Source organism: Rhizobium aethiopicum (genome assembly GCF_014197535.1).
Taxonomy (GTDB): Bacteria; Pseudomonadota; Alphaproteobacteria; order Rhizobiales; family Rhizobiaceae; genus Rhizobium; species Rhizobium aethiopicum_A.
The window spans coordinates 19,280-42,054 of record NZ_JACIFV010000004.1; the positions used below are offsets into that span (position 1 = coordinate 19,280).

Genomic DNA, 22,775 nt, shown 5'->3' on the forward strand with positions numbered 1-22,775 from the left:
CGGGCTAACCGACCGGAAAGTTGATCTGCGGCGGCAGCAGGAGGTGCAGATCCTCGGCGTCGGGATTGTTGATGCGCTGCAGCAGCATGCGGCCGAGATCCTCTCCCGCCGCCGTCAGGTCCTCATGGATCGTGTCGACCTTCGGCTGCAATTGGGTGAGAAGGCGGGATGTCTCCTTGGCGACGATATCATAATCGGTGGCGAGTGTACGGCCGGCATCGCTCATGCCGCCGATGACGGCGAGCGCCGAAACTTCGCCGGGGCAGACGAAACCATCGGGCGCATCTGGTGCGGCTGCGCGGGCGCGCACAAAATCGCGCAACACATCCGCTGGCGTGTCGAGATCGACCTTCTCCGGGACTTCGTATGCGATGCCGGCCTCGCGCACGGCCGTCATGAAACCATGCAGGATATGCTGGCAGAAGGTCAGCCGCTTTGGCGGCAGGATCACCGCCACCTTTGTCCGGCCCTTCGCGATCAACCGGCGGGTGGCTTCATAGGCAAAGGTGAAATTGTCGTAGTCGACATAGGGATGCGGTGTCGAAAATTCGGTGCGGCCGTGACAGATGAAGGGAAAACCGGCTTCGAGCAGCAGGCGGACGCGGGCATCGAGCGGCTCGGTCCGCGTGAAGATCAGCCCGTCGGCCAGGTGGTTGCGGATGATGTATTCGGCAGCTTCGGCGTTGGTCGTCGACAGGAAGTTCGGGGCGACGACAAGATGGTAGGGCGTCTCTTTCAGCGCCTTGGCGATGCCGTACATGATCGAGGTGGTGAAACCGACCACCTCCTCGTGTGGATCGAGCAAGATGGCGACGACGTTGGTGCGGCCGGTCTTCAGACGCTGGGCGGCCCGATCCGGGAGATAGCCGATCTCGCGGGCAATGCGGTGCACGCGCTGGCGGGTTTCAAGAGAGATCTGCGGCGCATCGGAGAGCGCCCTCGACACGGTTGTCACCGCAAGGCCGGCGATCGTGGCGATCGTTCGCAAGGTCGGCTTGCCGCGCTTGTGCGTGATATCGAGATTTTCGCCGCGCTGCGGCCGGGACGGTTCGGTCACTCTAGGCTTTCCATGCTGGAATTGCCGATACAATAACACGATGACCCGAGTGGGCAATCTGGGAATGAAAACGTTTTAAATTTTAACGCTTTATTATCCAATTGGATTATTTCAATATAATTCAATATGTTATGGTAGTAATCATATTTTTCTCGAGAGTCGAGAAAGGGCTTGACGACCAAAGGCTTATAACGTTTTAAATTGTTAACCGCGCGGAGGAGCGCGGCTTCATGCCGACCGCTGCAATGGCGGGACGCATCTGGTGGCGGGGAGGGTCCTGCCGCCGATTTCAAACGGGAGGAAATTCATGCGCAAGTTCATGAGCTCGGCAGCTGTTGCTGTCGTGATGCTGGCTGGTTTGGGTGCGGCGCAGGCTGCTGACGTCAAGGAAGTGCAGATGCTGCACTGGTGGACGTCGGGCGGCGAGGCAGCGGCTTTGAACGTTCTGAAGCAGGATCTGTCGAAGGAAGGCTTTGCCTGGAAGGACGTGCCGGTTGCCGGCGGCGGCGGTGATGCGGCGATGACGGCGCTGAAGGCGATGGTGGCGGCCGGTACCTATCCGACGGCCTCGCAGATGCTCGGTTACACCGTGCTCGATTATGCCCAGGCCGGTGTCATGGGCGACCTGACCGAGACGGCCAAGAAGGAAGGCTGGGACAAGTCGGTGCCGGCCGCACTGCAGAAGTTCTCCGTCTATGACGGCAAATGGGTTGCCGCCCCGGTCAACGTCCATTCGGTCAACTGGCTGTGGATCAACAAGGCGGTGATGGACAAGATCGGCGGCACTCAGCCGAAGAGCTTCGACGATCTGATTGCGCTCCTCGACAAGGCCAAGGCCGCAGGCGTCATCCCTTTGGCGCTCGGCGGTCAGAACTGGCAGGAAGCGACGATGTTCGATTCGATCGTGCTGTCGACCGGCGGGCCGGAATTCTACAAGAAGGCCTTCAACGATCTCGACGAGGAGTCACTGAAGTCGGACACGATGAAGAAGTCGTTCGACAACCTTGCGAAGATCGTCAAATATGTCGACCCGAACTTCTCCGGCCGCGACTGGAACCTGGCGACCGCCATGGTCATCAAGGGTGATGCGCTGGTGCAGGTGATGGGCGACTGGGCCAAGGGCGAATTCGTCGCCGCCAAGAAGACACCGGATAAAGACTTCCTGTGCTACCGCTTCCCCGGAACCGAAGGCAGCGTCATCTACAACTCCGACATGTTCGGCATGTTCAACGTTCCCGACGACCGCAAGGCCGCGCAGGTGGCGCTGGCGACGGCGACGCTGTCGAAGAGCTTCCAGTCGGCCTTCAACGTCGTCAAGGGTTCGGTTCCCGCCCGCACCGACGTTCCCGACACCGACTTCGACGCCTGCGGCAAGAAGGGCATCGCCGATCTGAAGGCCGCCAACGAGGGCGGCACGCTGTTCGGTTCGCTCGCCCAGGGTTACGGCGCCCCTCCGGCGATCGCCAATGCCTATAAGGACGTCGTCTCGAAGTTCGTCCATGGCCAGATCAAGAGCTCCGACGAGGCCGTCACCCAGCTCGTCCAGGCGATCGACGACGCCCGCTGAGACCATCGTCGATGAACAAGGCTTCCCCGCGCGCTTCGCGAGGAAGCTCCAGGCCCCTGACGGAGATGCAGGGGCGATCATGCGGGGACAGGCATGCTGGCCAGCCCCCCATGACGACATGCAGGGAGGAGATGACATCCATGAGCACAGTTGCCACCACCGATCCGGTTCTGACGCCGCGGCAAGCGACGCGGGTCTCACTGCGCGGCCGGCTGCAGGATGCGCTGCCGAAGATCGTGCTGGCGCCGAGCTTCGTCATCACGCTCATCTTCGTCTACGGCTTCATCGTCTGGACCGCCTATCTCTCCTTCACCAATTCCAAGACCTTCCCCTCCTATGCGCTGACCGGGGCGCGCGCCTATCAGCGGCTGTGGCGCTGGACCTTCGAGAACGATCCGCCGTCCTCCTGGTATACCTCGATCACCAACATGGCGATCTTCGGCTTCCTCTATGTCGGCATCTGCCTGGCGCTCGGCCTGCTGCTCGCCATCCTGCTCGACCAGAAGATCCGCGGCGAGGGGCTGCTGAGACCGATCTTCCTCTATCCGATGGCGCTCTCCTTCATCGTCACCGGGGTCGCCTGGAAATGGTTCCTCGACCCCGGCCTCGGGCTCGAGCAGACGCTGCACCACTTCGGCTGGACGAGCTTCCACTTCGACTGGATCAAGAACAAGGACTTCGTCATCTATACCGTCGTCATCGCCGGCGTCTGGCAGGCGTCGGGCTTCGTCATGGCGATGTTCCTCGCCGGGCTGCGCGGCATCGACGGCGAGATCATGAAGGCGGCGCAGATCGACGGCGCCTCACCCTTCCAGCTTTATCGCCGCATCGTCATTCCGCTGTTGCGGCCGATCTTCCTGTCGGCCTTCATCGTGCTCGCGCATATGGCGATCAAGTCCTACGACCTGGTGGTGGCGCTGACCTCGGGCGGGCCGGGCGGCTCGGCCTGGCTGCCGTCCAACTTCATGTATGAATATACCTTCAAGCGCAACGAGATGGCCGTCGGCTCGGCCAGCGCCATCATCATGCTGATGACGATCTCGGCGATCATCGTTCCCTATCTCTATTCCGAACTGAAGGAGAAGGCCCGATGAGCAGCCTTACCTCTTCCATCGGCAGGTCCTCATCGGCAACGGCCGCCGCAGGCGAAGGCGTTGAGAGCGCCAAGCATGCCCGCTGGGTCGGTCGCCTGGTCATCTACGGCCTGCTGGTGATCTTCGCCATCCTCTACCTGATGCCGCTCTTCGTCATGCTGACGACCTCGTTCAAGACGATGGACGAGATCCAGGGCGGCAACATGCTGGCGCTGCCTGAGGCGCCGACCTTCGATCCCTGGGTCAAGGCCTGGGGCGAGGCCTGCGTCGGGCTGACCTGCGCCGGCATCAAGGGCTACTTCTGGAACTCGATCAAGATGGTGGTGCCGGCGGTAGCGATCTCCACGATCATGGGGGCGCTCAACGGTTATATCCTGACCAAATGGCGCTTCCCCGGCCACACGCTGGTGTTCGGCCTGATGCTGTTTGCCTGCTTCATCCCGTTCCAGTCGGTGCTGTTGCCGATGGCGACGATCCTCGGCTCGCTCGGCCGCTTCGGCGTCACCCTGCAGAACGCCACCGGCTGGAACTTCGGCTTCGGCAATTCGACGGTCAATCTGGTCTTCGTCCATGTCGTCTACGGCCTCGGCTTCACCACGCTGTTCTTCCGCAATTTCTACGAGGCCTTTCCGACCGAACTGGTCAGAGCCGCCCAGGTCGATGGCGCGAGCTTCTTCCAGATCTTCCGCCGCATCATGCTGCCGAACTCGCTGCCGATCATTGTCGTCACCGTCATCTACCAGTTCACCAACATCTGGAACGACTTCCTGTTTGCCTCGGCTTACGCCGGCACCGGTGATTCCATGCCGATGACGGTGGCGCTCAACAACGTCGTCAACACCTCGACCGGGGTGGTCGAATACAATGTCAACATGGCGGCGGCGATGATCGCGGCCGTGCCGACGCTCATCGTCTATATCCTCGCCGGCCGCTATTTCGTGCGCGGCCTGATGGCGGGCGCAGTCAAAGGGTAAGTCATGGCCTTCCTGGAAATCTCCGGTCTCAGAAAGCGCTTCGGCGCCGTCGACATCCTCAAGGGGATCGATCTCGAACTCGAAAAGGGCGGCTTCCTCGTGCTGGTCGGCCCGTCCGGCTGCGGCAAGTCGACCCTGCTCAACACCATTGCCGGGCTGGAGACGATCACCGCGGGCGAGATCAAGATCGACGGCCGCGACATCAGCGGGTTGCATCCGTCCAAGCGCGACATCGCCATGGTGTTCCAGTCTTATGCGCTCTATCCGAACATGACGGTGGCTGGAAATATCGCCTTCGGCATGGAGATCCGCGGCATTCCCAAGGAGGAGCGGGCCAAGGCGATCAAACAGGTCTCCGACATGCTGCAGATCGGCCATCTGCTCGACCGCAAGCCGAGCCAACTGTCCGGCGGCCAGCGCCAGCGCGTCGCCATGGGCCGGGCCTTGGTGCGCAATCCGCAGGTCTTCCTGTTCGACGAGCCGCTCTCCAATCTCGATGCCAAGCTGCGCGTCGACATGCGCACCGAGATCAAGCGGCTGCACCAGCGCATGGGCACCACCTTCGTCTATGTCACTCACGACCAGATCGAGGCGATGACGCTGGCGACCAAGATCGCCGTGCTGAAGGACGGGGTGCTGCAGCAGTTCGGCACGCCGGCCGAGATCTATAACAGCCCCGCCAATCTCTTCGTCGCCGACTTCATGGGCTCGCCGGCGATGAACCTGCTCAACGCCACCGTCGAGAACGGTGCCGCCGGGCTGGCGGTCTCGCTCGAACGGCCGAATGGCGCGCCGCTCAGATTGCCCGTCATGGCAGGCAATGACGGGCTGACCCGCTATGCCGGCAAGCCGGTGATCTTCGGCATCCGTCCCGAAGCCTTGACCGATCCCGACGGCGCCGATCGCAAGGCGCGTTCGCTGACCGAGGACGATTGCCTGATCGAGGTCGTCGAACCGGCCGGCTCCGACACCTTCGCCGTCACCAAACTCGGCGGCAAATCCGTCGTCGCCCGCCTGCGCGCCGATGCCGGCATCGCCCCAGGCCAGAACACTCGCCTCGCCTTCAATCTCGACAAGGCCGTGTTCTTCGATCCGGAAACGCAGGCCAGGATTTCGTAAGTGGCGCCACGCGTCCGATAAGACGCGCGGCGCTCTATGCTCTCAGAAAATCGATTTCGATTTTCGGGCTATGCGTTAGGCGACGGCCGTTACGTTGAGGGTCACCGGCGCGAAGCGTGAGGAGACCGCTTCGACGGTAATTTCTCCCACCAGCCCCGTCGCTTCCAGCCAGAAGCCTGATGTGCCGCCCTGCAGCGGCACATTGGTCGGGCCGACGATCCTTGCGGGTCCATGCACCTTCAGCGAAATGCTGTCGTTCATGAAAGGCAGGCGCTGGCCGCACTGGTCGAGGGCGCGGATGATGACGCGGGTGCTGTCGCGTTCGCGAGTCTTCAGCGTCGAGCTGTCGGCGACCATTTCCAATGTCGTCGGCAAGGGATCGGCTGCCAGCTTCAGGCTGGCTACCGCTTCGCCGGCGATATAGCCGGTGAGGGTGCCGTCGATCCATTCCAGACCCCAGGTGCCGAGCTCATCTGATGTGAAGTGCCGGTGATCGAGCACAACAGGCGGATGCGGCAGATGCGGGTAATTCTCGCGATCCGGGCCGACGCGTTTGCTGAGCGCGCCATATTGCAGTTCCACCTCGTCGCAGTTGGTCAGGATGATCAGCGGCAGCACGCCGCCGATATTGCGCTCGCCGCGCGCCCAGAAGGTAACGGGCTTCATGACGATCTCTTCGGAACGATCGCATTGGCTGATATAGGCATAGGCCGCGAATTTCGGTTCGCGGAACATGTCCATGACGCCGTGATAGCAAATGCGATCGCCGGAGCCGAAATCCTTGTGGGTATTGTAATCGAACATGCACCAGCCGATGGCGCCGGAAATATCCGGATCGCCGTAGGCGGCATTCAGCACTTCGAGGTGACGGCGCACATGCTCGGCCTGGCGCTGTTCCTGATCGTAGATCTTGGTCGGGTGCATATGGCCGTTGAACTCGGTGATGAGGTACGGCACCTTATGTGACAGCCCGGTATTTTCCTGCTGGGTGCGGAGCGCGGTGCGCGGGCGGTTGGAGCCCGGCAGTTCCTCGTTGCCGAGGATGAAGTCGTTCATCGTGTAGACGTCTTCGAGCAGCTCGCTTTCGGTGATGTAACGCACGCCGCCGGTCTGGCGGGTGCTGTCGAGTTCACGGGCCAGCCGATTGGTCTCGACGTAGAAATCGTGACTGTCCTGTGATTCGTTGATGCGCACGCCCCAGATGATGATCGACGGATGGTTCCAGTCGCGCTCGATCATGCGGCGGACGTTTTCGATCGATTCCTTCTGCCACTCGGCATCGCCGATATGCTGCCAGCCGGGGATTTCCTCGAAGACCAGCAGGCCGATCGCATCGCAACGGTCGAGGAACCATTTCGACTGCGGATAATGCGAGGTGCGGACGATATTGCACTTCAGCACGCTCTTCATGATGTCGGCGTCGCGCTCCTGGGCCGACCGGCCGGCGGCATAACCGACATAGGGGAAGGCCTGGTGGCGGTTGAGGCCGCGCAGCTTCAGCGGCTTGCCGTTCAGCAGGAAACCTTCAGGTGTGAATTCGGCGGTGCGGAAGCCGAAACGGGTGGAAAGACGGTCGGAGCCGTGCTCGGTCCTGACTTCGACCGTCACCTCATAGAGCGTCGGGTCGGTGATGTCCCAGAGCACGATGCCGGTGAGGCCGCCGAAGGAAAGCGTCGTGCGGTCGCCGATCGTTTCGGTCGCTGCGGTGGCGATCACCGTGCCGTCGGCCTGTTTCAGCGTGGCCGTGACAGTCGCCGAGAAGCTGCGACCCTCCGGGTTGGCGAGATGAACGCGGATGCTTGCCGACTTCTGCTGGGCAAGAACGTCAGCCGTTTCGATCTTGAGATTACGGATCGAAACCGGATCGGTGACCTTCAGCCAGACGTCGCGGTAGATGCCGGCATAAGTCAGATAATCGATGCGGCCGCCGAAGGGTGGGATCTCGGGGTTTTCGCTGCCGTCGATCTTGACGGTCAGGAGGTTCTCGCCCTTGAGCAGCCTGCCGGTGAGGCGGGCCTCGAAGGGTGTATAGCCGTCCTTATGGGCGATGATCTCTTCGCCGTTCAGGTAGACGACGCTATCGGCCATGGCTGCGTCGAAGACGAGGGAGACCTCGCGACCCTCGAATTCCGGTAGCCAACGCAGCACCTTCTGATAGGTGAAGGCACGCTGATAGCTCTTCTCATCGAAATAGTTGAAGGGCAGTTCGACGGCGGTGTGGGGCAGGCTGACCGACTTGGCGGCATCGAAGCTTTCGAGCAGGCGCTGGCCGAAGCCCTCGTGGAAACTCCAGCCCTCATTGAAGGAAACGACGGAACGCATCTCAGGCTCTCCCGGGCGTGGCATCAGGAGCCGTGCGGCGCCCCTTGCTGCGTGAATATCGGATCATCGGGTATTCCTCCTTGATGCAATGAGGTGCGAGCGCTCCAGTGCGTCGTATCAAATCTGATTCATGTGATGCGCTTTAGCTTTTTTCGTGCAGGTCGTCATCCGGAACTGCTGTTGCTCCTTGCAGATGACGCGCCGGGGGCAACACCGTCCTGTCAGACGATGGCGATATCGTCAGGCGTGTCTGTCGAGCGCACGGCGCGCCGTGCTTCCATAAGTTACGGATATTGTGCGCCGTTCGTCTTGGTATAGATCGAATAGACCGAGCGGGTCGCGGTGATGAAGAGTCGGTTCTTCTTGGGGCCGCCGAAGGTGAGGTTGGACACTGTCTGCGGCACTTTGATCTTGCCGAGCAACGTGCCGTCGGGTGAGAAGCAATGCACACCATCACCCGCGCTCGTCCAGAGATTGCCGCTGACATCGAAACGAAAGCCGTCGGGATGGCCGGCATCGAGGCTGCAGAAATAACGGCTGTTGGCAAGCTTTCTGCCGTCGACGACATCGAAAACTCTTACATGGCAAGGCACTTCGTGTTTGCCCGAACCGGAATCGGCAATGTAGAGTTTCGTTTCATCGGGCGAGAAGGCAAGGCCGTTCGGCTGGATGAAATCCTCGACGACGGCGTCGATTCCGCCGCTTGCGGGGTCGATCCGGTAGACGTTGCGGGTCAGCTGCTCGGGTTCGGCCTTATGGCCCTCATAGTCCGAGAGGATGCCGTAGGTCGGGTCAGTGAACCAGATCCCGCCGTCCGAATGGACGACGACGTCGTTCGGCGAATTCAATCTCTTGCCCTTGTAGCTGTCGGCGAGGACGGTGATGCTGCCGTTGAGTTCGGTGCGGGTGACGCGGCGGCCGCCATGTTCGCAGGAGACCAACCGGCCGTGCCGGTCCCGCGTATTGCCGTTGACATAGTTCGAGGGCGAGCGGAAGACGGAGACCGTCCCATCCGGTGTCCAGCGCATCATGCGTTCGTTCGGGATATCGCTCCAGAGAAGGCAGTTCAGGTCGGAAAACCAGACCGGGCCCTCCGTCCAGCGGCAGCAGGAATAAAGCTCATCGAGGGAGGCGCTGCCGATAACCAGAGCGGCGAAACGTTCATCGCGGATCTCATAAAGCGGATTGTCAGCCACGCCAGTTCCTCCCTGAATGCGTCGTCCTTCTCGTAACGATAAATCCTCCCGGGTGCCAGAGCCCGGCAACGGGAAATGTAAGCTTGGGTTTTCTCAGAGAGCGGCGACCGGATGCGGCGAGCCGTCGTAAGCCCCCCAGATCGATTGATCGAAACAGATGACCGAGCCGGTCATCAGGCCGGATTCCGCCGATGACAGGTAGGCGCAGGCGCGCGCCACCTCGTGCGGATCGACGAGCCGGCCGAAGGGCTGGTTCGCCGCCGCCTTCTCCAGCCAGTCGGCAGGTGCATCGTGATATTCGCGCTGGATGCGGTCCTCGCCTTCGGAGGCCATCCAGCCGATGTTGAGGCCGTTGACGCGAATGCGGTTGCGCAGCAGCGCATAGGCGGTGTTCTTCGTCAGGGTTTCCAGCGCGCCCTTGGAGGCGCAATAGGCGGCGATGAACGGCTGGCCGGCTTTGGCCGACATCGAGCCGATATTGACGATGGTGCCTTCGATCTTTTCGCGGCGCATGATCTTTACCGCCTCCTGCATCAGGAAAAACGGTGCGCGTACATTGACGGCGAACATGGCATCGAACAGCTCGGGGCTGGTGTCGAGAATGGTGCCGCGATCGGTGATGGCGGCGGCATTGACCAGGGCGTCGACACGGCCGAAGGCCTGGTCGCAGACGTGCACCACATTTCGGGCATCCTCGACCTTGCCGAGATCAGCTTTGACATAGACGACCCTGGCACCGGTCGCAGCCGAAATCTCCGCGGCCTTCGCTTTGCCCTTGGCTTCGTTGCGGCCGCAGATGACGATGCCTTCCGCGCCGCGTTCGGCGAAGAGACGGGCGATGGTTGCGCCCAATCCCTGCGTACCACCGGTGACGATGGCAATCTTACCGTCGAGGCGGCCGTGATCTGTGCTCATGTGGTTGCTCCTTGGTGATGATGTGCGAATGGCCTCCCGCGGGGGTGCGGAAGGCTCTTAGATTGGTGCCGTGTGGCCCCCTCATCCGCCCTACAGGCACCTTCTCCCCGAGGGGAGAAGAGGAACCGAGACATCGCCTCAAATCTCTTCTCCCCTCGGGGAGAAGCCGGCAGGCGGATGAGGGGGCCCCTATCTCTACTTCAGCTCAATTTCTTCTGCGCCTGCTCGGCAAGCGCTGCCTTAAAAGTCTCGTCGCTCCAGCCTTCCCGCAGCGCCTCGTGCATCAACTGCGCCTGCGTCTTCGGCGCCAGCCCGCCGAGCGGCGGGTCGCGGTCGAGATTGGTGGGGAAGGAATAACCTTCGGCGCAGGCGGCGATGGCGTTGGCGATTTCGTCGGGCGAGAGCCGGTCTCGCAACGCCTTAAGGGCGGGAAAGAGTCTGGCGCTCATTCTCTCTCGGTTGACGGTCTCCATGGCTCGTCCGAAGGCGGAGGAGACCTGCAGGAGGTTGGCGACACGCTTGATGTCGGCCGAGCGGTTGGTGCCGGCGGCGTGGAAGAGGGCGGGATTGAAGAAGACGACGTCGCCCTTTTCGAGTGGCAGCTGGACGTGGTTGGCCTCGAAATAATCACGGAACTCCTGGCGCTTCAGCGCCAGATAACCTGGCACATAGGTCTGGCTGTGCGGCAGGAAGAGTGTCGGACCGCTTTCGAGCGGCATCTCGCAATGGGCGACCGCACCCTGCAGCGTCAACACAGGCGAGAGACGGTGCACATGCGCCGGGAATTGCTCGATGACCGCAGACGACTGGAAGCCGAGATGATAGTCGCGATGGGCCGACTGCGCCGCACCGCCCGGATTGACGCGGTTGACCTGCGCCGTCATCTGGTAGCTCGGGCCGAGCCAGGCTTCGCTTGCGAGCGCGATAATGGCGTTGCTGTAATATTCGGCGAAATTTTTCGGATCGGCGAGGCAGTGTTTTTCCAGCGAATTCCAGATGCGGTCGTTGGCGCCGGGCTTGGCGAAGTGATCGCCGCCGCCTGTCGAGGTGCGGTGCTGTTCCTCGATGATGGCCTCGAAAATCGCGCTGGCGCGGTCGATGGTGGCGGTGTCTTGGTAAGCATGCTTGAAAACGACGACGCCGGGGCCTTCACCGAAAGCTTCGCAGATTTCAGCCAGCACGAGGCGTTTGCCTTCGCCGGTTGCCGCCGCTGCCGTTACCTTGCTGCTGTCATAGATCAGCACGTTCTTCTCGACTGCTGAAGCTGTCGGGTAATCGGCAAGGGCGGTCGTCTTTTGCGCAAGGCGGCGAAAATCGCCGAGGTCGCAGGCGTCTTCGCTGAGCCAGACGCGGTCAGCGCGCAGCTTCTGCGAATTGTCGGCTTTCATGATGGCTCCTCCTCTTTTTGATGAAGGCACTATACGCCGCGATGGCGGGTGATATAGATCAGAAACCCATCAAAAAACCATCAAGCGGATTCCGTGGCCCATCTCTTCCTCGTCAAGGACATTGCCTTCCAGGCCGGCTTGAGCACCGCGACCGTCGACCGCGTGCTGAACGGCCGGCCGGGTGTGCGTCAGCAGACGGAAATGAGGGTGAAGGCGGCGATCGCGGAGCTGGAAAAACAGCAGGCAGTGGCGATGGGCAGCGGGCGCATGCTGGCGATCGATATCGTTATGGAGACGCCTCAGCGTTTCAGCGATGCGGTGCGCGCCGCCTTCGAGGCCGAGATGGCGACCTTCCTGCCCGGCGTCTTCCGCTGCCGCTTCCACTTTGCCGAGGTGATGAAGCCGGCCGAGCTGGTGCAGCTTCTCGATCGCATCCGGTTACGCGGCACGCACGGGATCGTGCTCAAGGCGCCTGACGTTGCCGAGGTCGCTGCCGCCGTCGCGCGGGCGGATGCGGCCGGCATTCCGGTGGTGACGCTGGTGACCGATCTGCCGAATTCGCTTCGCATCGCCTATGCGGGCGCCGACAACCGGGCGGCGGGAGAGACCGCCGCCTATCTGATGGGCGAATTCCTCGGACGTGACGGAGGCAAGGTGCTGGTGACACTGTCGAGCGGGCGGTTCCGCGGTGAGGAGGAGCGTGAAATCGGTTTTCGCCGCATCATCCGCGCCCGTTACCCGGATATCGGCATCACCGAAATCAGCGAAGGGCACGGCAGCGACAGGGCGACGGGAACACTTGCGGCGGCAGCGCTCGCGGCCGATCCCGCCATCAACGCCGTCTATTCGATCGGCGGTGGCAATCGCGCGGTGCTGGCAGCCTTCGATGCCGCCGACCGTCCCGTCCGAGTCTTTGTCGCCCACGACCTCGATGCCGATAACCGCGCCCTGCTTGCCGCAGGCCGTATCGGCTTCGTGCTGCATCACGATCTCAGAACCGACGCCCGCTCGGCCTTCAGGGCGATCATGAGCCGGGCACAAGCACCGGGGCGGGCCGTTCCAGCTTCGCTTTCTTCCATCGAAATCGTCACGCCCTATAATATGCCTACGGACGGTTGAACCAATCGACTTCCTTCCACGCTGAGTTCGGGCTACAGCTTCGGAACGTACAAAGGTGAGCGGCATGGATTACAGCGACGTCAGCACGATTGCAGCCTGGGTTACGGAGCAGGGGCTGAAGGGCGCTTCGGAAGCGGAGCTCATGACCGGCTTCTGCGCGGCCTGTCGCGATGCCGGCCTGCCGCTCGACCGCGGCATGGCGCTGATGGACACGCTGCACCCCGTGCATGAGGGCCGGGCCTTCCGCTGGGACAGCGTCGAGGAGATCGAAACCGAATTCGAGTATGGCCCGACGGGCTCGGGCGAAGCGGCTGCGACCTGGCAGCGCTCTGCCTTCTATCATCTTTGGTCGGGCAACGAGCGGGAGGTCCGCCGACGCATCGGCTTCGGCGATCCGATCGATTTCACCATGCTCGACAAGATCGCCGAAGCCGGCAACACCGATTTCGTAGCAATGATGCATCGTTTCAGCGAAGCCGGCACGATCGGTGAGATGGATTGCTTCTTCTCGCATTTCGCAACCAAACATCCCGAGGGCTTTTCCGATCACGATCTCGCCATCCTGCGCAAGCTGGTGCCGGTCCTCGGATTGGCGATCAAGTGCGTTGCGCTCGGGCGCATCGCCCGCACCATCGCGGAAGTCTATCTCGGCGAGGATGCGGCGCGCCAGGTGATGGAAGGCAAGATCAGCCGCGGTAAATCGGAGCGGATCTCGGCCGCGCTGTGGTTTTCCGATCTGTTGAACTACACCAAGATTTCCGATCGCGTGCCACCGGAGGAAATCATTCCGCTGCTCAACGATTACAGCGAGGTAGCCATCTCGGCGATCCATGAGGCCGGCGGCAATGTGCTGAAGCTGATCGGCGACGGTGTGCTCGCCATCTTCAAGGGCGAGGTACCGGCCGAAACCTGCCGTGCGGCGCTCGGGGCCGAATCGCTGCTGCGGGAAAAGCTCGCCAAGCTGAATGCGGCGCGCGCTGCCGACGGCCGGGCGACGACCGACGTCTATATCGGCCTGCATATCGGCGATGTCTTCTACGGCAATATCGGCAGCCAGGACCGGCTGGACTTCACCGTCATCGGCCCCGCCGTCAACGAAGTCAGCCGGATCGCTTCGATGTGCCGTTCGGTCGACCTCAACCTGCTGATCTCCTCCGATTTCGCCGCGGCCATACCGGCGGAAGAGCGCGCCGCGCTTGCCTGCGTCGGACGTTATGCGTTGCGCGGGGTGCAGCGCGCCCAGGAACTCTATACGTTCGACAGCGCCCGGCTGAACGGCTGATATTCCGCCAAACATTCGAGGCTTACCGCAACAGGCCTTGGCCGCCGTCGATCCAGATAGGTGTGCCGGTGATGTGCCGGGCGCGATCGGAGGCAAGGAAGAGGATGGTTTCGGCAACATCCTCGCTTTTGCCTGCCCTTCCGCCAGCAATCGGAATATCGCCCTGCGGCCAGATGACCGGCACCTCCGTCTCCTCGCGACGGCGGCTATCGGTATTGGCATTGATATTGGTCTCGATCTCGCCGGGGCAGACGGCATTGACGCGGATGTCGTGGCGGCCGAGTTCCAGGGCAAGCTGCTGGACCATGGCGACCTGGCCCGCCTTGGTTGCGCTGTAGGCGGTGGCGCCCGGCGTCGTGAAGGTGCGGGTGCCGTTGATCGACGAGACGACGACGATCGAACCGCCGCGGCGCTTCAGATGCGGAACCGTCAGATGCAGGGTCAGATAGGTGCCGCGCAGATTGACGGCAATGGTCTTGTCCCATTCTTCCGGCTTCAGATCGTCGATCGGTGCCCAAACGCCATTGATCCCGGCATTGGCGACAACGATGTCGAGGCCGTTGAAGGTCTCTGTGAGTTTCTGCACCGCAGCTCGCATTTGGCCTTCGTCGCTGGTGTCGGCGGTCAGCGAGATCGACTCGCCGCCGGCGGCCCCGATCTCGGCGCAGGTCTTCTCGACCTCGTCTGCCGTCCGGCTCAGCACTGCGACCTTTGCCCCTTCGGCGGCGAGTTTCAATGCGGCCGCTTTGCCGATGCCGGAACCGGCACCAGTGACCAGCGCAACCTTGTCCTTCAGCTCCATGGGCGACCCTCCGTAACGTTCTGCAGATAGGCCAATGTTTGGCGCGGCAGTTCGTTCCGGAGGGAAAAGCCTAACGGAGGAACGTTTGCCGCAAGGCCCATCTCTCCGGCCCGTGGACGGCGGCGAAGAGCAGGCCGGCGAGGAAGGTGAAGTGATCGACGAAGAAGCCGAATTCGGCCTGGTTCTGTTGCCAATGGGACGGACCGTGGAAGGCGAACGCAAGGAAGATCACGTAGATGCCCGCCAGCAGGCTCGCCTCGGTGAAGAAGGCGCCCGAGATGAAGGCTAGGGCCAAGGCGATTTCGAAAAAGGCTGCGACCCAGGTGAGGAAGGTCGCCATCGGGAAGCCGGCGGCGGCAATGTAGCTCGCCGTGGCGCCGATATCGGCGAATTTGAAGCCGGCGGCCATGAAGAAGATGAAACTAAAGATGAAGCGGGCGATGATGATTGCGATTGCTCTGGCCATGGGAAACCTCCTCTTGAGCTTCCATTATGACGCAGGAGATGGTTGATATCCTACAATGCGAATGAAAAAGGGCCGCTGGCGCGACCCTTCATTCTCTCACCACTCGGCAAAGCTGCCGTCGGCGTGCCGCCAGATCGGGTTGCGCCAGCGATGGCCCTCCTTGGCGCGCTCGATGACATAGGCCTCGTCGACCTCGATGCCGAGGCCCGGCCCCTGCGGGATCGAGACGAAACCATCGGCATAGTGGAACACCTCCTTGTTCGAGACGTAGTCAAGGATGTCATTGCCGGTATTGTAATGAATGCCGAGGCTCTGTTCCTGGATGAAAGCATTGTAGCTGACGGCATCGACCTGCAGGCAGGCGGCGAGCGCGATTGGGCCGAGCGGGCAATGCGGCGCCAGAGCGACGTCATAGGCTTCGGCCATGGCGGCGATCTTGCGGCATTCGGTGATGCCGCCGGCATGGGAAAGATCCGGCTGGATGATGTCGACATAGCCGTCCGAGAGGACCTGCTTGAAGTCCCAGCGTGAATAGAGCCGCTCACCAAGCGCGATCGGTGTCGAGGTATGATTGACGATGTCGCGCAACGCTTCCTTGTTTTCCGAAAGCACCGGTTCCTCGATGAACATCAGCTTGTAGGGCTCGAGTTCCTTGGCGAGAACCTTGGCCATCGGCTTGTGCACGCGGCCGTGGAAATCGACGCCGATGCCGATATGCGGACCGATCGCCTCACGGATGGCGGCGATGGTCTCGACCGCCCTTTCCACCTTCTCGTTGGTGTCGACGATCTGCATTTCCTCGCAGCCGTTGAGCTTGATCGCCTTGAAGCCGCGGGCAACCACGTTTCTGGCATTGTTGGCGACGTCAGAAGGACGGTCGCCGCCGATCCAGGAATAGACCTTGATGCGGTCGCGCAGCTGGCCGCCGAGCAGGGAATGGATCGGCTGGCCGAGCGCCTTTCCCTTGATGTCCCAGAGCGCCTGGTCGATGCCTGAGATCGCGCTCATATGGGCGGCGCCGCCGCGATAGAAACCGCCGCGATACATCACCGTCCAATGGTCCTCGATCAGGAAGGGATCCCTGCCGATCAGGTAGTCTTCCAGTTCGTGGACGGCGGCCTCGACGGTCAGCGCACGGCCTTCGACGACCGGTTCGCCCCAGCCGACGATGCCTTCATCGGTCTCGACCTTCACAAACAGCCAGCGCGGCGGAACGATATAGGTGGTGAGTTTGGTGATCTTCATCTTAGGTCTTAATCTCTTCTCGGATTTGCGATGGGACAGCGCGTGATCATTTCGTTCTGCCGATCACCTTCTCGGCGGCGGCAAGGTCGCGAACCGCAAGGTCGAGCATGCGATTGGCGCATTCCCTCGCGCCGGTTTTGTCGCGCATGCGCAAGGCCTCGACCAGTTCGCCGTGAACGAGCACCGCATCCTCCCGGTTTTCAACGGCGATGTTGGAGGCATGCAGCGCATATTTCAGCGCCGCGTGAATGGCGCTCGACAGACGGCGGAACACTTGGTTGTGACTGGCGGTCAGCAGCACCGTATGAAACATTACGTCGGCATCGGTGAAGCTTTCCGGATCGCCTGCACTGTCGCGCATCTGACGCCAGGCCTTGTCGAGGTCGGCGATTTCCTGGGCGCTGGCGCGTTCGGCGGCATATTCTGCGGCCGCCGGCTCTATGGTGCGCCGGGCTTCGAGAATGCAGCCGAGCAGGTCGAAGTCCCTGATGTAGGGCCCCATCCAGTCGAGCACCTCGGCGTCCAGGATGTTCCAGTCATCCCGATCGCAAACGGTCGTTCCGACCCGCGGCTTGCCACGGACAAGCCCCTTGGATTCCAACACTTTTAATGATTCGCGGATCACCGTGCGGCTGACGCCGTAGAGTTCGCAGAGGTCGTTCTCGCGCGGCAGCGGCGAGCCCGAGGGATAGCGGTCCGCGCAGATGTCCTGAGCGATGGCCGCCGTCACGTTGCGGCGTACGCGCGGGCGGCGTTCGCTGCCGGAGGTTTCCATTCGGCCTTGTTCCTCAGTCGATTCCAACTTCACCTCTCCGCGCTCTCTCCCAGGCAGCCACCGAACCTGATTAACCGAATTCGATCCAGTTTGCGACGGGTCCATCCGTCTGTCGTCCCTATCCTATTATTCCAATCATCATACATTGGCAATTGACTGGTATGATGATTTAACCTAATTCATTGGGCGCTGCCTGGGAGGCAGTTGCTCGATTTCAGAGTTTAGGGAGAGAGACATGCGCTTGTTCAAAGCAGCTATTCTGGCTGGCACTTTCGCCATTCTGACAGCCGGCTCGGCATTTTCCGCAGACGTCAAGATCGGTTTCATCGTCAAACAGCCGGAAGAGCCCTGGTTCCAGGACGAATGGAAATTCGCCGACCAGGCCGCCAAGGAAAAAGGCTTCACCGTCGTCAAGATCGGCGCTGAAGACGGCGAGAAGGTTCAGTCGGCGATCGACAATCTCGGTGCTCAGGGCGCGCAGGGTTTCATCATCTGCACGCCCGACGTCAAACTCGGTCCCGGCATCGTCGCCAAGGCCGAAGCCAACCAGCTGAAGCTGATGACGGTCGACGATCGTCTCGTCAGTGCCGACGGCAAACCGCTGGAAGAGGTGCCGCATATGGGTATCTCAGCCACCAAGATCGGCGAGACCGTCGGACAGGCCATCGTCGACGAAATCAAGAAACGCGGCTGGGACATGAAGAATGTCGGCGCGATCCGGGTCTCCTACGATCAGCTGCCGACCGCCGTCGATCGCGTCGAAGGTGCAATCTCGGTATTGAAGTCGGCCGGCTTCCCGGCCGAGAACATCTATGATGCGCCGCAGGCGAAAACGGATACCGAGGCAGCGCTCAATGCGGCGACCACCGTCCTCAACAAGCATGCCGACGTGAAATACTGGGTGGCTTTTGGACTCAACGACGAAGCCGTTCTCGGCGCCGTCCGCGCTTCGGAATCGGTCGGAATTCCGGCTGCCAACGTGATCGGCGTCGGCATCGGCGGCGCGGAATCGGCGATCAACGAGTTCAAGAAGCCGGCTGCGACCGGCTTCTTCGGCACGGTCATCATCTCGCCGAAGCGTCACGGCTATGAAACGGCGCTGAACATGTACGACTGGATCGCCAACAACAAGGAGCCGGAAAAGCTGACGCTGACCTCCGGTTCGCTGGCACTGCGCGGCGACTACGAGAAGGTCCGCAAGGAACTCGGCATCGAGTAATCATCGCCCGCGATGATGCATCTCCGGCGGCCGCTTGAATGTGCCGCCGGGACCTTCGGTGGAGTGACGATGGCTTTTCTCGAATTCAAACATATCTCCAAGGGCTATCCGGGCGTGCAGGCGCTGTCGGATGTTTCCTTCACGGTCGAGAAGGGCGCTGTCCACGGCCTGATGGGTGAGAACGGCGCGGGCAAATCGACGCTGATCCGCGTATTGTCAGGCGATCAGGCCGCCGATGCCGGCAGCATTCTCATCGATGACGAAGAACAGAAATATGCCTCGGTGCGTGACGCCTTCCATGCCGGCGTCATCGTCATCCATCAGGAACTGCAGCTCGTTCCGGAGCTGACGGTGGCCGAGAATCTCTGGCTTGGCCGCTTTCCCGGCAAGGGCGGCGTGATTAATGCCAAAACACTGATCGAGACGGTGCGGTCGAAACTCGAAGAGATCGGCATCGATGTTGATCCATCGGCCAAAGTCGCTTCGCTTTCGATCGGCGCGCGGCAGATGGTCGAGATCGCCAAGGCGGTCATGCTCGACGCACGGGTCATTGCGCTCGACGAGCCGACCTCCTCGCTTTCCTCGCGCGAAAGCGAAATCCTGTTTTCACTCATCGACAGGCTGAAGGCGAGGGGAACGGTCATTCTCTACGTTTCGCATCGCCTTGACGAGATTTTTCGGCTTTGCGACAGCCTTACCGTGTTGCGCGACGGCAGGCTTGCCGCCCACCATGCCGAGATCGCGAAGACGACGCGCGAGCAGATCATTGCCGAAATGGTCGGGCGCGAGATCAGCAATGTCTGGGGGTGGCGTGAGCGCCCGCTCGGCGGCGTCAGGCTTGAGGTCAAGGGCCTGTCGGGACCAAGGCTGCGCAATCCCATCAGTTTTTCCGTCCGCCAGGGTGAGATTCTCGGCTTCTTCGGCCTGATCGGTGCTGGCCGCAGCGAGATGGCGCGGCTGCTTTACGGCGCCGACAACAGGCATCAGGGCGAGGTTACGATCGACGGCGTTGCCGTTTCGCCGAACGATCCGAAGGCGGCGATCCGGGCCGGCATGGTGCTCTGCCCGGAGGACCGCAAGTTCGACGGTATCGTCCAGGGCCGATCGATCGAAGAGAATATCGCAATCTCGTCGCGCCGGCATTTTTCGCCATTCGGCATATTGAACCCGAAGAAGGAGGCGGCGATGGCCGATCAGTTCATCGCCCGGCTGCGGGTGCGCACGCCGTCGCGCAGGCAGGACATCATCAATCTGTCCGGTGGCAATCAGCAGAAAGTCATCCTTGGCCGCTGGCTCTCCGAGCAGGGCATCAAGGTTCTCGTGATCGACGAACCGACGCGCGGCATCGACGTCGGGGCGAAGTCGGAAATCTATGAAATTCTTTATGAGCTGGCGGCTGGCGGCATGGCGATCGTGGTGATCTCGAGCGAGCTGCCCGAGGTGATGGGCATTGCCGATCGCATCATGGTGATGTGCCAGGGCAGAGTGGCGGCCAATGTCGCCCGCCCGGATTTCCACGAGCGCAGCATCCTGACGGCGGCACTCCCTGACAAGAACGCCGCCGGCATCATTTAAGACTGGGAACACGGACGATGACTTCGTTGAAAAAAATCCTTCTGGGCGAACAGGGGCTGGTGGTGATCTTCGCCGCCGCCTTCGTGATCGTCTCGCTCTTCGTTCCGAATTTCCTGACCGAGCGGAACATGCTGGGGCTGCTGCAATCGGTCGTCACGATCGGCATCGTCGCCTGCACAATGATGTTCTGCCTGGCCTCCCGCGATTTCGATCTTTCAGTCGGATCGATCGTCGCTTTCTCCGGCATGGCCGCGGTGATGGTGTCGAACGCGACAGGCTCCATTCCCGTCGGGCTGCTGGCAGCCCTGCTCTGCGGCGCCGTCGTCGGTTTCGTCAACGGCATCGTCATCGCCCGGTTCCGCATCAACGCGCTGATCACCACGCTTGCGACCATGCAGATCGTCCGCGGGCTGGCGCTGATCGCTTCGGACGGCCGCGCCGTCGGCATCAACGATCCCGGCTTCTACCAGCTGGCGCTGTCGCGCTTCCTCACGGTGCCGACGCCGATCTGGATCATGCTGATCCTTTTCCTCTTCTTCGGCTTCGTGCTCAACAGCACAGTCTTCGGCAAGAACACGCTGGCGATCGGCGGCAATCCGGAAGCCTCGCGGCTTGCCGGCGTCAATGTCGTCACCATGCGCGTCTGGATCTTTGCGCTGCAGGGTCTCGTCTGCGGCATTGCCGGCATCCTGCTTGCCTCGCGCATCACTTCCGGCCAGCCGAATGCGGCGACGGGGCTCGAGCTCTCGGTGATTTCGGCCTGCGTCCTCGGCGGCGTTTCGCTCGCCGGCGGCCGGGCGGCAATGAGCGGTGTCATCGTCGGCGTGCTGATCATGGGTATTGCCGAAAACGTTATGAACCTGCTGAATATTCAGGCATTCTATCAGTATGTCGTGCGCGGGCTGATCCTGCTGATCGCCGTGCTGCTCGACAATTTGAGATCTTCGGCTGCGGGGCGACGCGGATGAGCCATGAGCGGGCAGGGGACGAAATCGAACTGAGCCACGGCGATCTCGCCGTTCGGGTCAGCCGCCGGGGTGCTGCCGTCACCGCGGCAACATATCGGGAGACGCCCTTTCTCGTCGCGGCCGGCGGGCCGGATGGGGCGATGGCGAATTTTGCGATGGTGCCGTTCGGCAATCGTGTGGAAGGCAACACCATGTCCTTTGCCGGACGTGCCTATACCTTCCAGCCGAATACTTCCGATCCGCTCTATCGGCACGGCGATGGCTGGCTCGGCTTCTGGCAGCTGGAAGAGGCCAGCGTCGAGCATGTGCAGTTCTCCTTTTCCCGCAGTGTCGACAGGGTTTCACCCTATGCCTATCTGACCCGGCAGGAGATCCGTCTCGCCGGCGATAGCCTGGTGCTGACGCTTTCCGTGGAAAACCGCGGCGAAACCGCTCTTCCCTTCGGGCTCGGTCAACATCCCTTCTTCGCCCGGACCCCAAAGACGAGGCTGACGATTGCTGCCGACCGCTACTGGAACGAGCGACCCGACCATCTTCCAGATATGCCTGGGCCTGTGCCTGATGATTTCGATTTCAGGTCCGGCAAGCTGTTGCCGCAGAAATGGATGAATAATGCCTTCGAGGGCTGGAACAGGCGGGCGGCAATCGCCTGGCCGGAGCTAGGAATTCAGGCGGCGCTGAAAGCCGAGGGCGCGCTTGACCGCTTCATGCTCTATATGCCGACCGACCGGAACGACTTCTTCTGTCTCGAGCCGATGAGCCACCTTCCGAACGGCCATCACTTGCCCGAATTCGGCGGGCTCATGCCGCTTGCGCCGGGTGAAGCCCTTGCCGGCAAGGTGATGATCGATCTGTCGGCGCTGCCGCTTCAGCCGGAGGGGAGATAGATGAGCGATCGCCTGCAAGGCAAAAATATTCTGGTCACCGGCGCTGCGCAGGGTATCGGCCTTGCGATCGCCAGGGCTTTCCTCAGGGAGAATGCTGCGGTCTATCTCGTCGATCGCGATGGAGCGCTGCTGGCGCAGGCAGCGGCAGAGCTCGCAAGCACAGGCGGCCGGCTTGGTTATCTGCCGGCCGACATTACCGATGCCGGAACGATTACGAAGGCGGTTGCTCAGGCGAACGACGAGATCGGCCCATTGAATGGGCTCGTCAACAATGCCGGGGTCAACGTCTTTGCCGAACCGCTCCACACGACCGACGAGGAGTGGAGCCGCTGCTTCGATATCAATCTCAAGGGAGCATGGAATTGCTGCAAGGCGGTGCTGCCGGGGTTTATCGAGCGCGGCGGCGGCGTCATCCTCAACATCGCCTCCACGCACGCTTTCACGATCATTCCGCACACCTTTCCCTATCCGCTGGCGAAACATGCGCTGCTCGGCATGACGAAATCCCTCGGCCTGGAGTACGCGCCCCGCAATATCCGGGTCAACGCGCTGGCGCCGGGTTATGTCTCGACACAGAAGGTCATCGACTACTGGAACAGCTTCCCCGATCCGGAGGCAGCTAAAGCCGAGACGATGAAGCTGCATCCTGGCGGGCGGATCGCGACGCCGGAAGAGATCGCCATGGCGGCGGTGTTCATGATCTCCGACGAATGCCCGTTCATGAACGCCACCTGCCTGACGATCGACGGCGGCCTCGGCGTGCAGCAGCATCCCGCCTGAAAGGCTTTCTATTCCGCCGATTTTT

20 protein-coding genes are annotated in these 22,775 nt (G+C 61.7%); 11 read left to right on the forward strand and 9 right to left on the reverse strand.

Annotated features, from left to right (window positions below; all coding sequences use genetic code 11):
- Positions 1-4: 4 nt before the first annotated feature.
- On the reverse strand, positions 5-1,057 hold the full coding sequence (locus GGD53_RS07500) for a substrate-binding domain-containing protein (RefSeq protein ID WP_184454872.1): 1,053 nt from the start codon (positions 1,055-1,057) through the stop codon (positions 5-7).
- 307 nt (positions 1,058-1,364) lie between these two features.
- Here GGD53_RS07500 and GGD53_RS07505 point away from each other — a divergent pair, with 307 nt between their 5' ends.
- The 4 genes from GGD53_RS07505 (at position 1,365) to GGD53_RS07520 (ending at position 5,811) form a co-directional block, all read left to right on the forward strand.
- Positions 1,365-2,624 (forward strand): ABC transporter substrate-binding protein, encoded by a 1,260-nt coding sequence (locus GGD53_RS07505; RefSeq protein WP_184454873.1) that lies wholly within the window; start codon positions 1,365-1,367, stop codon positions 2,622-2,624.
- Between the two features lie 140 nt (positions 2,625-2,764).
- Entirely contained in the window at positions 2,765-3,718 is a 954-nt protein-coding gene (locus GGD53_RS07510; RefSeq protein WP_184452833.1) for a carbohydrate ABC transporter permease, read from the forward strand.
- On the forward strand, positions 3,715-4,692 hold the full coding sequence (locus GGD53_RS07515; RefSeq protein WP_184454874.1) for a carbohydrate ABC transporter permease: 978 nt from the start codon (positions 3,715-3,717) through the stop codon (positions 4,690-4,692). The genes GGD53_RS07510 and GGD53_RS07515 overlap by 4 nt, the downstream gene beginning before the upstream one ends.
- A gap of 3 nt (positions 4,693-4,695) precedes the next feature.
- A complete protein-coding gene (locus GGD53_RS07520) occupies positions 4,696-5,811 on the forward strand; it encodes an ABC transporter ATP-binding protein (RefSeq protein WP_184454875.1) in 1,116 nt (371 codons plus the stop codon).
- A gap of 75 nt (positions 5,812-5,886) precedes the next feature.
- On the opposite strand, the gene GGD53_RS07525 is transcribed toward GGD53_RS07520, so the two are convergent.
- The 4 genes from GGD53_RS07525 to GGD53_RS07540 all read right to left on the reverse strand — a co-directional run bounded on the left by GGD53_RS07525 (position 5,887) and on the right by GGD53_RS07540 (position 11,632).
- Positions 5,887-8,133, reverse strand: a complete 2,247-nt coding sequence (locus GGD53_RS07525; protein ID WP_184454876.1) for a glycoside hydrolase family 2 protein — start codon at positions 8,131-8,133, stop codon at positions 5,887-5,889.
- A 284-nt stretch (positions 8,134-8,417) separates the two neighbouring features.
- The gene (locus tag GGD53_RS07530; RefSeq protein WP_184454877.1) at positions 8,418-9,329 is read right to left on the reverse strand and encodes an SMP-30/gluconolactonase/LRE family protein; all 912 of its coding nucleotides are present in this window, start codon (positions 9,327-9,329) and stop codon (positions 8,418-8,420) included.
- A 93-nt stretch (positions 9,330-9,422) separates the two neighbouring features.
- A complete protein-coding gene (locus tag GGD53_RS07535) occupies positions 9,423-10,244 on the reverse strand; it encodes an SDR family oxidoreductase (RefSeq protein ID WP_184454878.1) in 822 nt (273 codons plus the stop codon).
- A gap of 200 nt (positions 10,245-10,444) precedes the next feature.
- On the reverse strand, positions 10,445-11,632 hold the full coding sequence (locus GGD53_RS07540; RefSeq protein WP_184454879.1) for a phytanoyl-CoA dioxygenase family protein: 1,188 nt from the start codon (positions 11,630-11,632) through the stop codon (positions 10,445-10,447).
- A 93-nt stretch (positions 11,633-11,725) separates the two neighbouring features.
- On the opposite strand from GGD53_RS07540, the gene GGD53_RS07545 reads away from it, so the two are divergent.
- Together GGD53_RS07545 and GGD53_RS07550 are read left to right on the forward strand one after the other, a co-directional pair.
- Entirely contained in the window at positions 11,726-12,751 is a 1,026-nt protein-coding gene (locus tag GGD53_RS07545) for a substrate-binding domain-containing protein (protein WP_184454880.1), read from the forward strand.
- Between the two features lie 64 nt (positions 12,752-12,815).
- The gene (locus GGD53_RS07550; protein WP_184454881.1) at positions 12,816-14,033 is read left to right on the forward strand and encodes an adenylate/guanylate cyclase domain-containing protein; all 1,218 of its coding nucleotides are present in this window, start codon (positions 12,816-12,818) and stop codon (positions 14,031-14,033) included.
- Between the two features lie 22 nt (positions 14,034-14,055).
- Here the strand turns inward: GGD53_RS07550 and GGD53_RS07555 are convergent, their stop codons facing one another.
- The 4 genes from GGD53_RS07555 to GGD53_RS07570 all read right to left on the reverse strand — a co-directional run bounded on the left by GGD53_RS07555 (position 14,056) and on the right by GGD53_RS07570 (position 17,321).
- Positions 14,056-14,835 (reverse strand): SDR family oxidoreductase, encoded by a 780-nt coding sequence (locus GGD53_RS07555; RefSeq protein WP_184454882.1) that lies wholly within the window; start codon positions 14,833-14,835, stop codon positions 14,056-14,058.
- Positions 14,836-14,905: 70 nt separating this feature from the next.
- Positions 14,906-15,301: a DoxX family protein gene (locus GGD53_RS07560; protein ID WP_184454883.1), complete on the reverse strand. Its 396-nt coding sequence runs from the start codon at positions 15,299-15,301 to the stop codon at positions 14,906-14,908.
- Between the two features lie 96 nt (positions 15,302-15,397).
- Positions 15,398-16,546 (reverse strand): galactonate dehydratase, encoded by a 1,149-nt coding sequence (gene dgoD / locus GGD53_RS07565; RefSeq protein WP_184454884.1) that lies wholly within the window; start codon positions 16,544-16,546, stop codon positions 15,398-15,400.
- A gap of 46 nt (positions 16,547-16,592) precedes the next feature.
- Positions 16,593-17,321, reverse strand: coding sequence for a FadR/GntR family transcriptional regulator (locus tag GGD53_RS07570; protein WP_184454885.1), 729 nt, complete (start codon positions 17,319-17,321; stop codon positions 16,593-16,595).
- A 235-nt stretch (positions 17,322-17,556) separates the two neighbouring features.
- On the opposite strand from GGD53_RS07570, the gene GGD53_RS07575 reads away from it, so the two are divergent.
- The 5 genes from GGD53_RS07575 (at position 17,557) to GGD53_RS07595 (ending at position 22,750) form a co-directional block, all read left to right on the forward strand.
- Complete coding sequence (locus tag GGD53_RS07575) at positions 17,557-18,540, forward strand: arabinose ABC transporter substrate-binding protein (protein ID WP_184454886.1); 984 nt, start codon at positions 17,557-17,559, stop codon at positions 18,538-18,540.
- 69 nt (positions 18,541-18,609) lie between these two features.
- Positions 18,610-20,115: an L-arabinose ABC transporter ATP-binding protein AraG gene (gene araG / locus GGD53_RS07580; protein WP_184454887.1), complete on the forward strand. Its 1,506-nt coding sequence runs from the start codon at positions 18,610-18,612 to the stop codon at positions 20,113-20,115.
- A gap of 17 nt (positions 20,116-20,132) precedes the next feature.
- Positions 20,133-21,083: an L-arabinose ABC transporter permease AraH gene (gene araH, locus GGD53_RS07585; protein ID WP_184454888.1), complete on the forward strand. Its 951-nt coding sequence runs from the start codon at positions 20,133-20,135 to the stop codon at positions 21,081-21,083.
- Positions 21,080-21,970: an aldose 1-epimerase gene (locus GGD53_RS07590; RefSeq protein ID WP_184454889.1), complete on the forward strand. Its 891-nt coding sequence runs from the start codon at positions 21,080-21,082 to the stop codon at positions 21,968-21,970. The genes araH and GGD53_RS07590 overlap by 4 nt, the downstream gene beginning before the upstream one ends.
- Positions 21,971-22,750, forward strand: a complete 780-nt coding sequence (locus GGD53_RS07595; RefSeq protein WP_184454890.1) for an SDR family oxidoreductase — start codon at positions 21,971-21,973, stop codon at positions 22,748-22,750.
- The last annotated feature ends 25 nt before the right edge of the window (positions 22,751-22,775 follow it).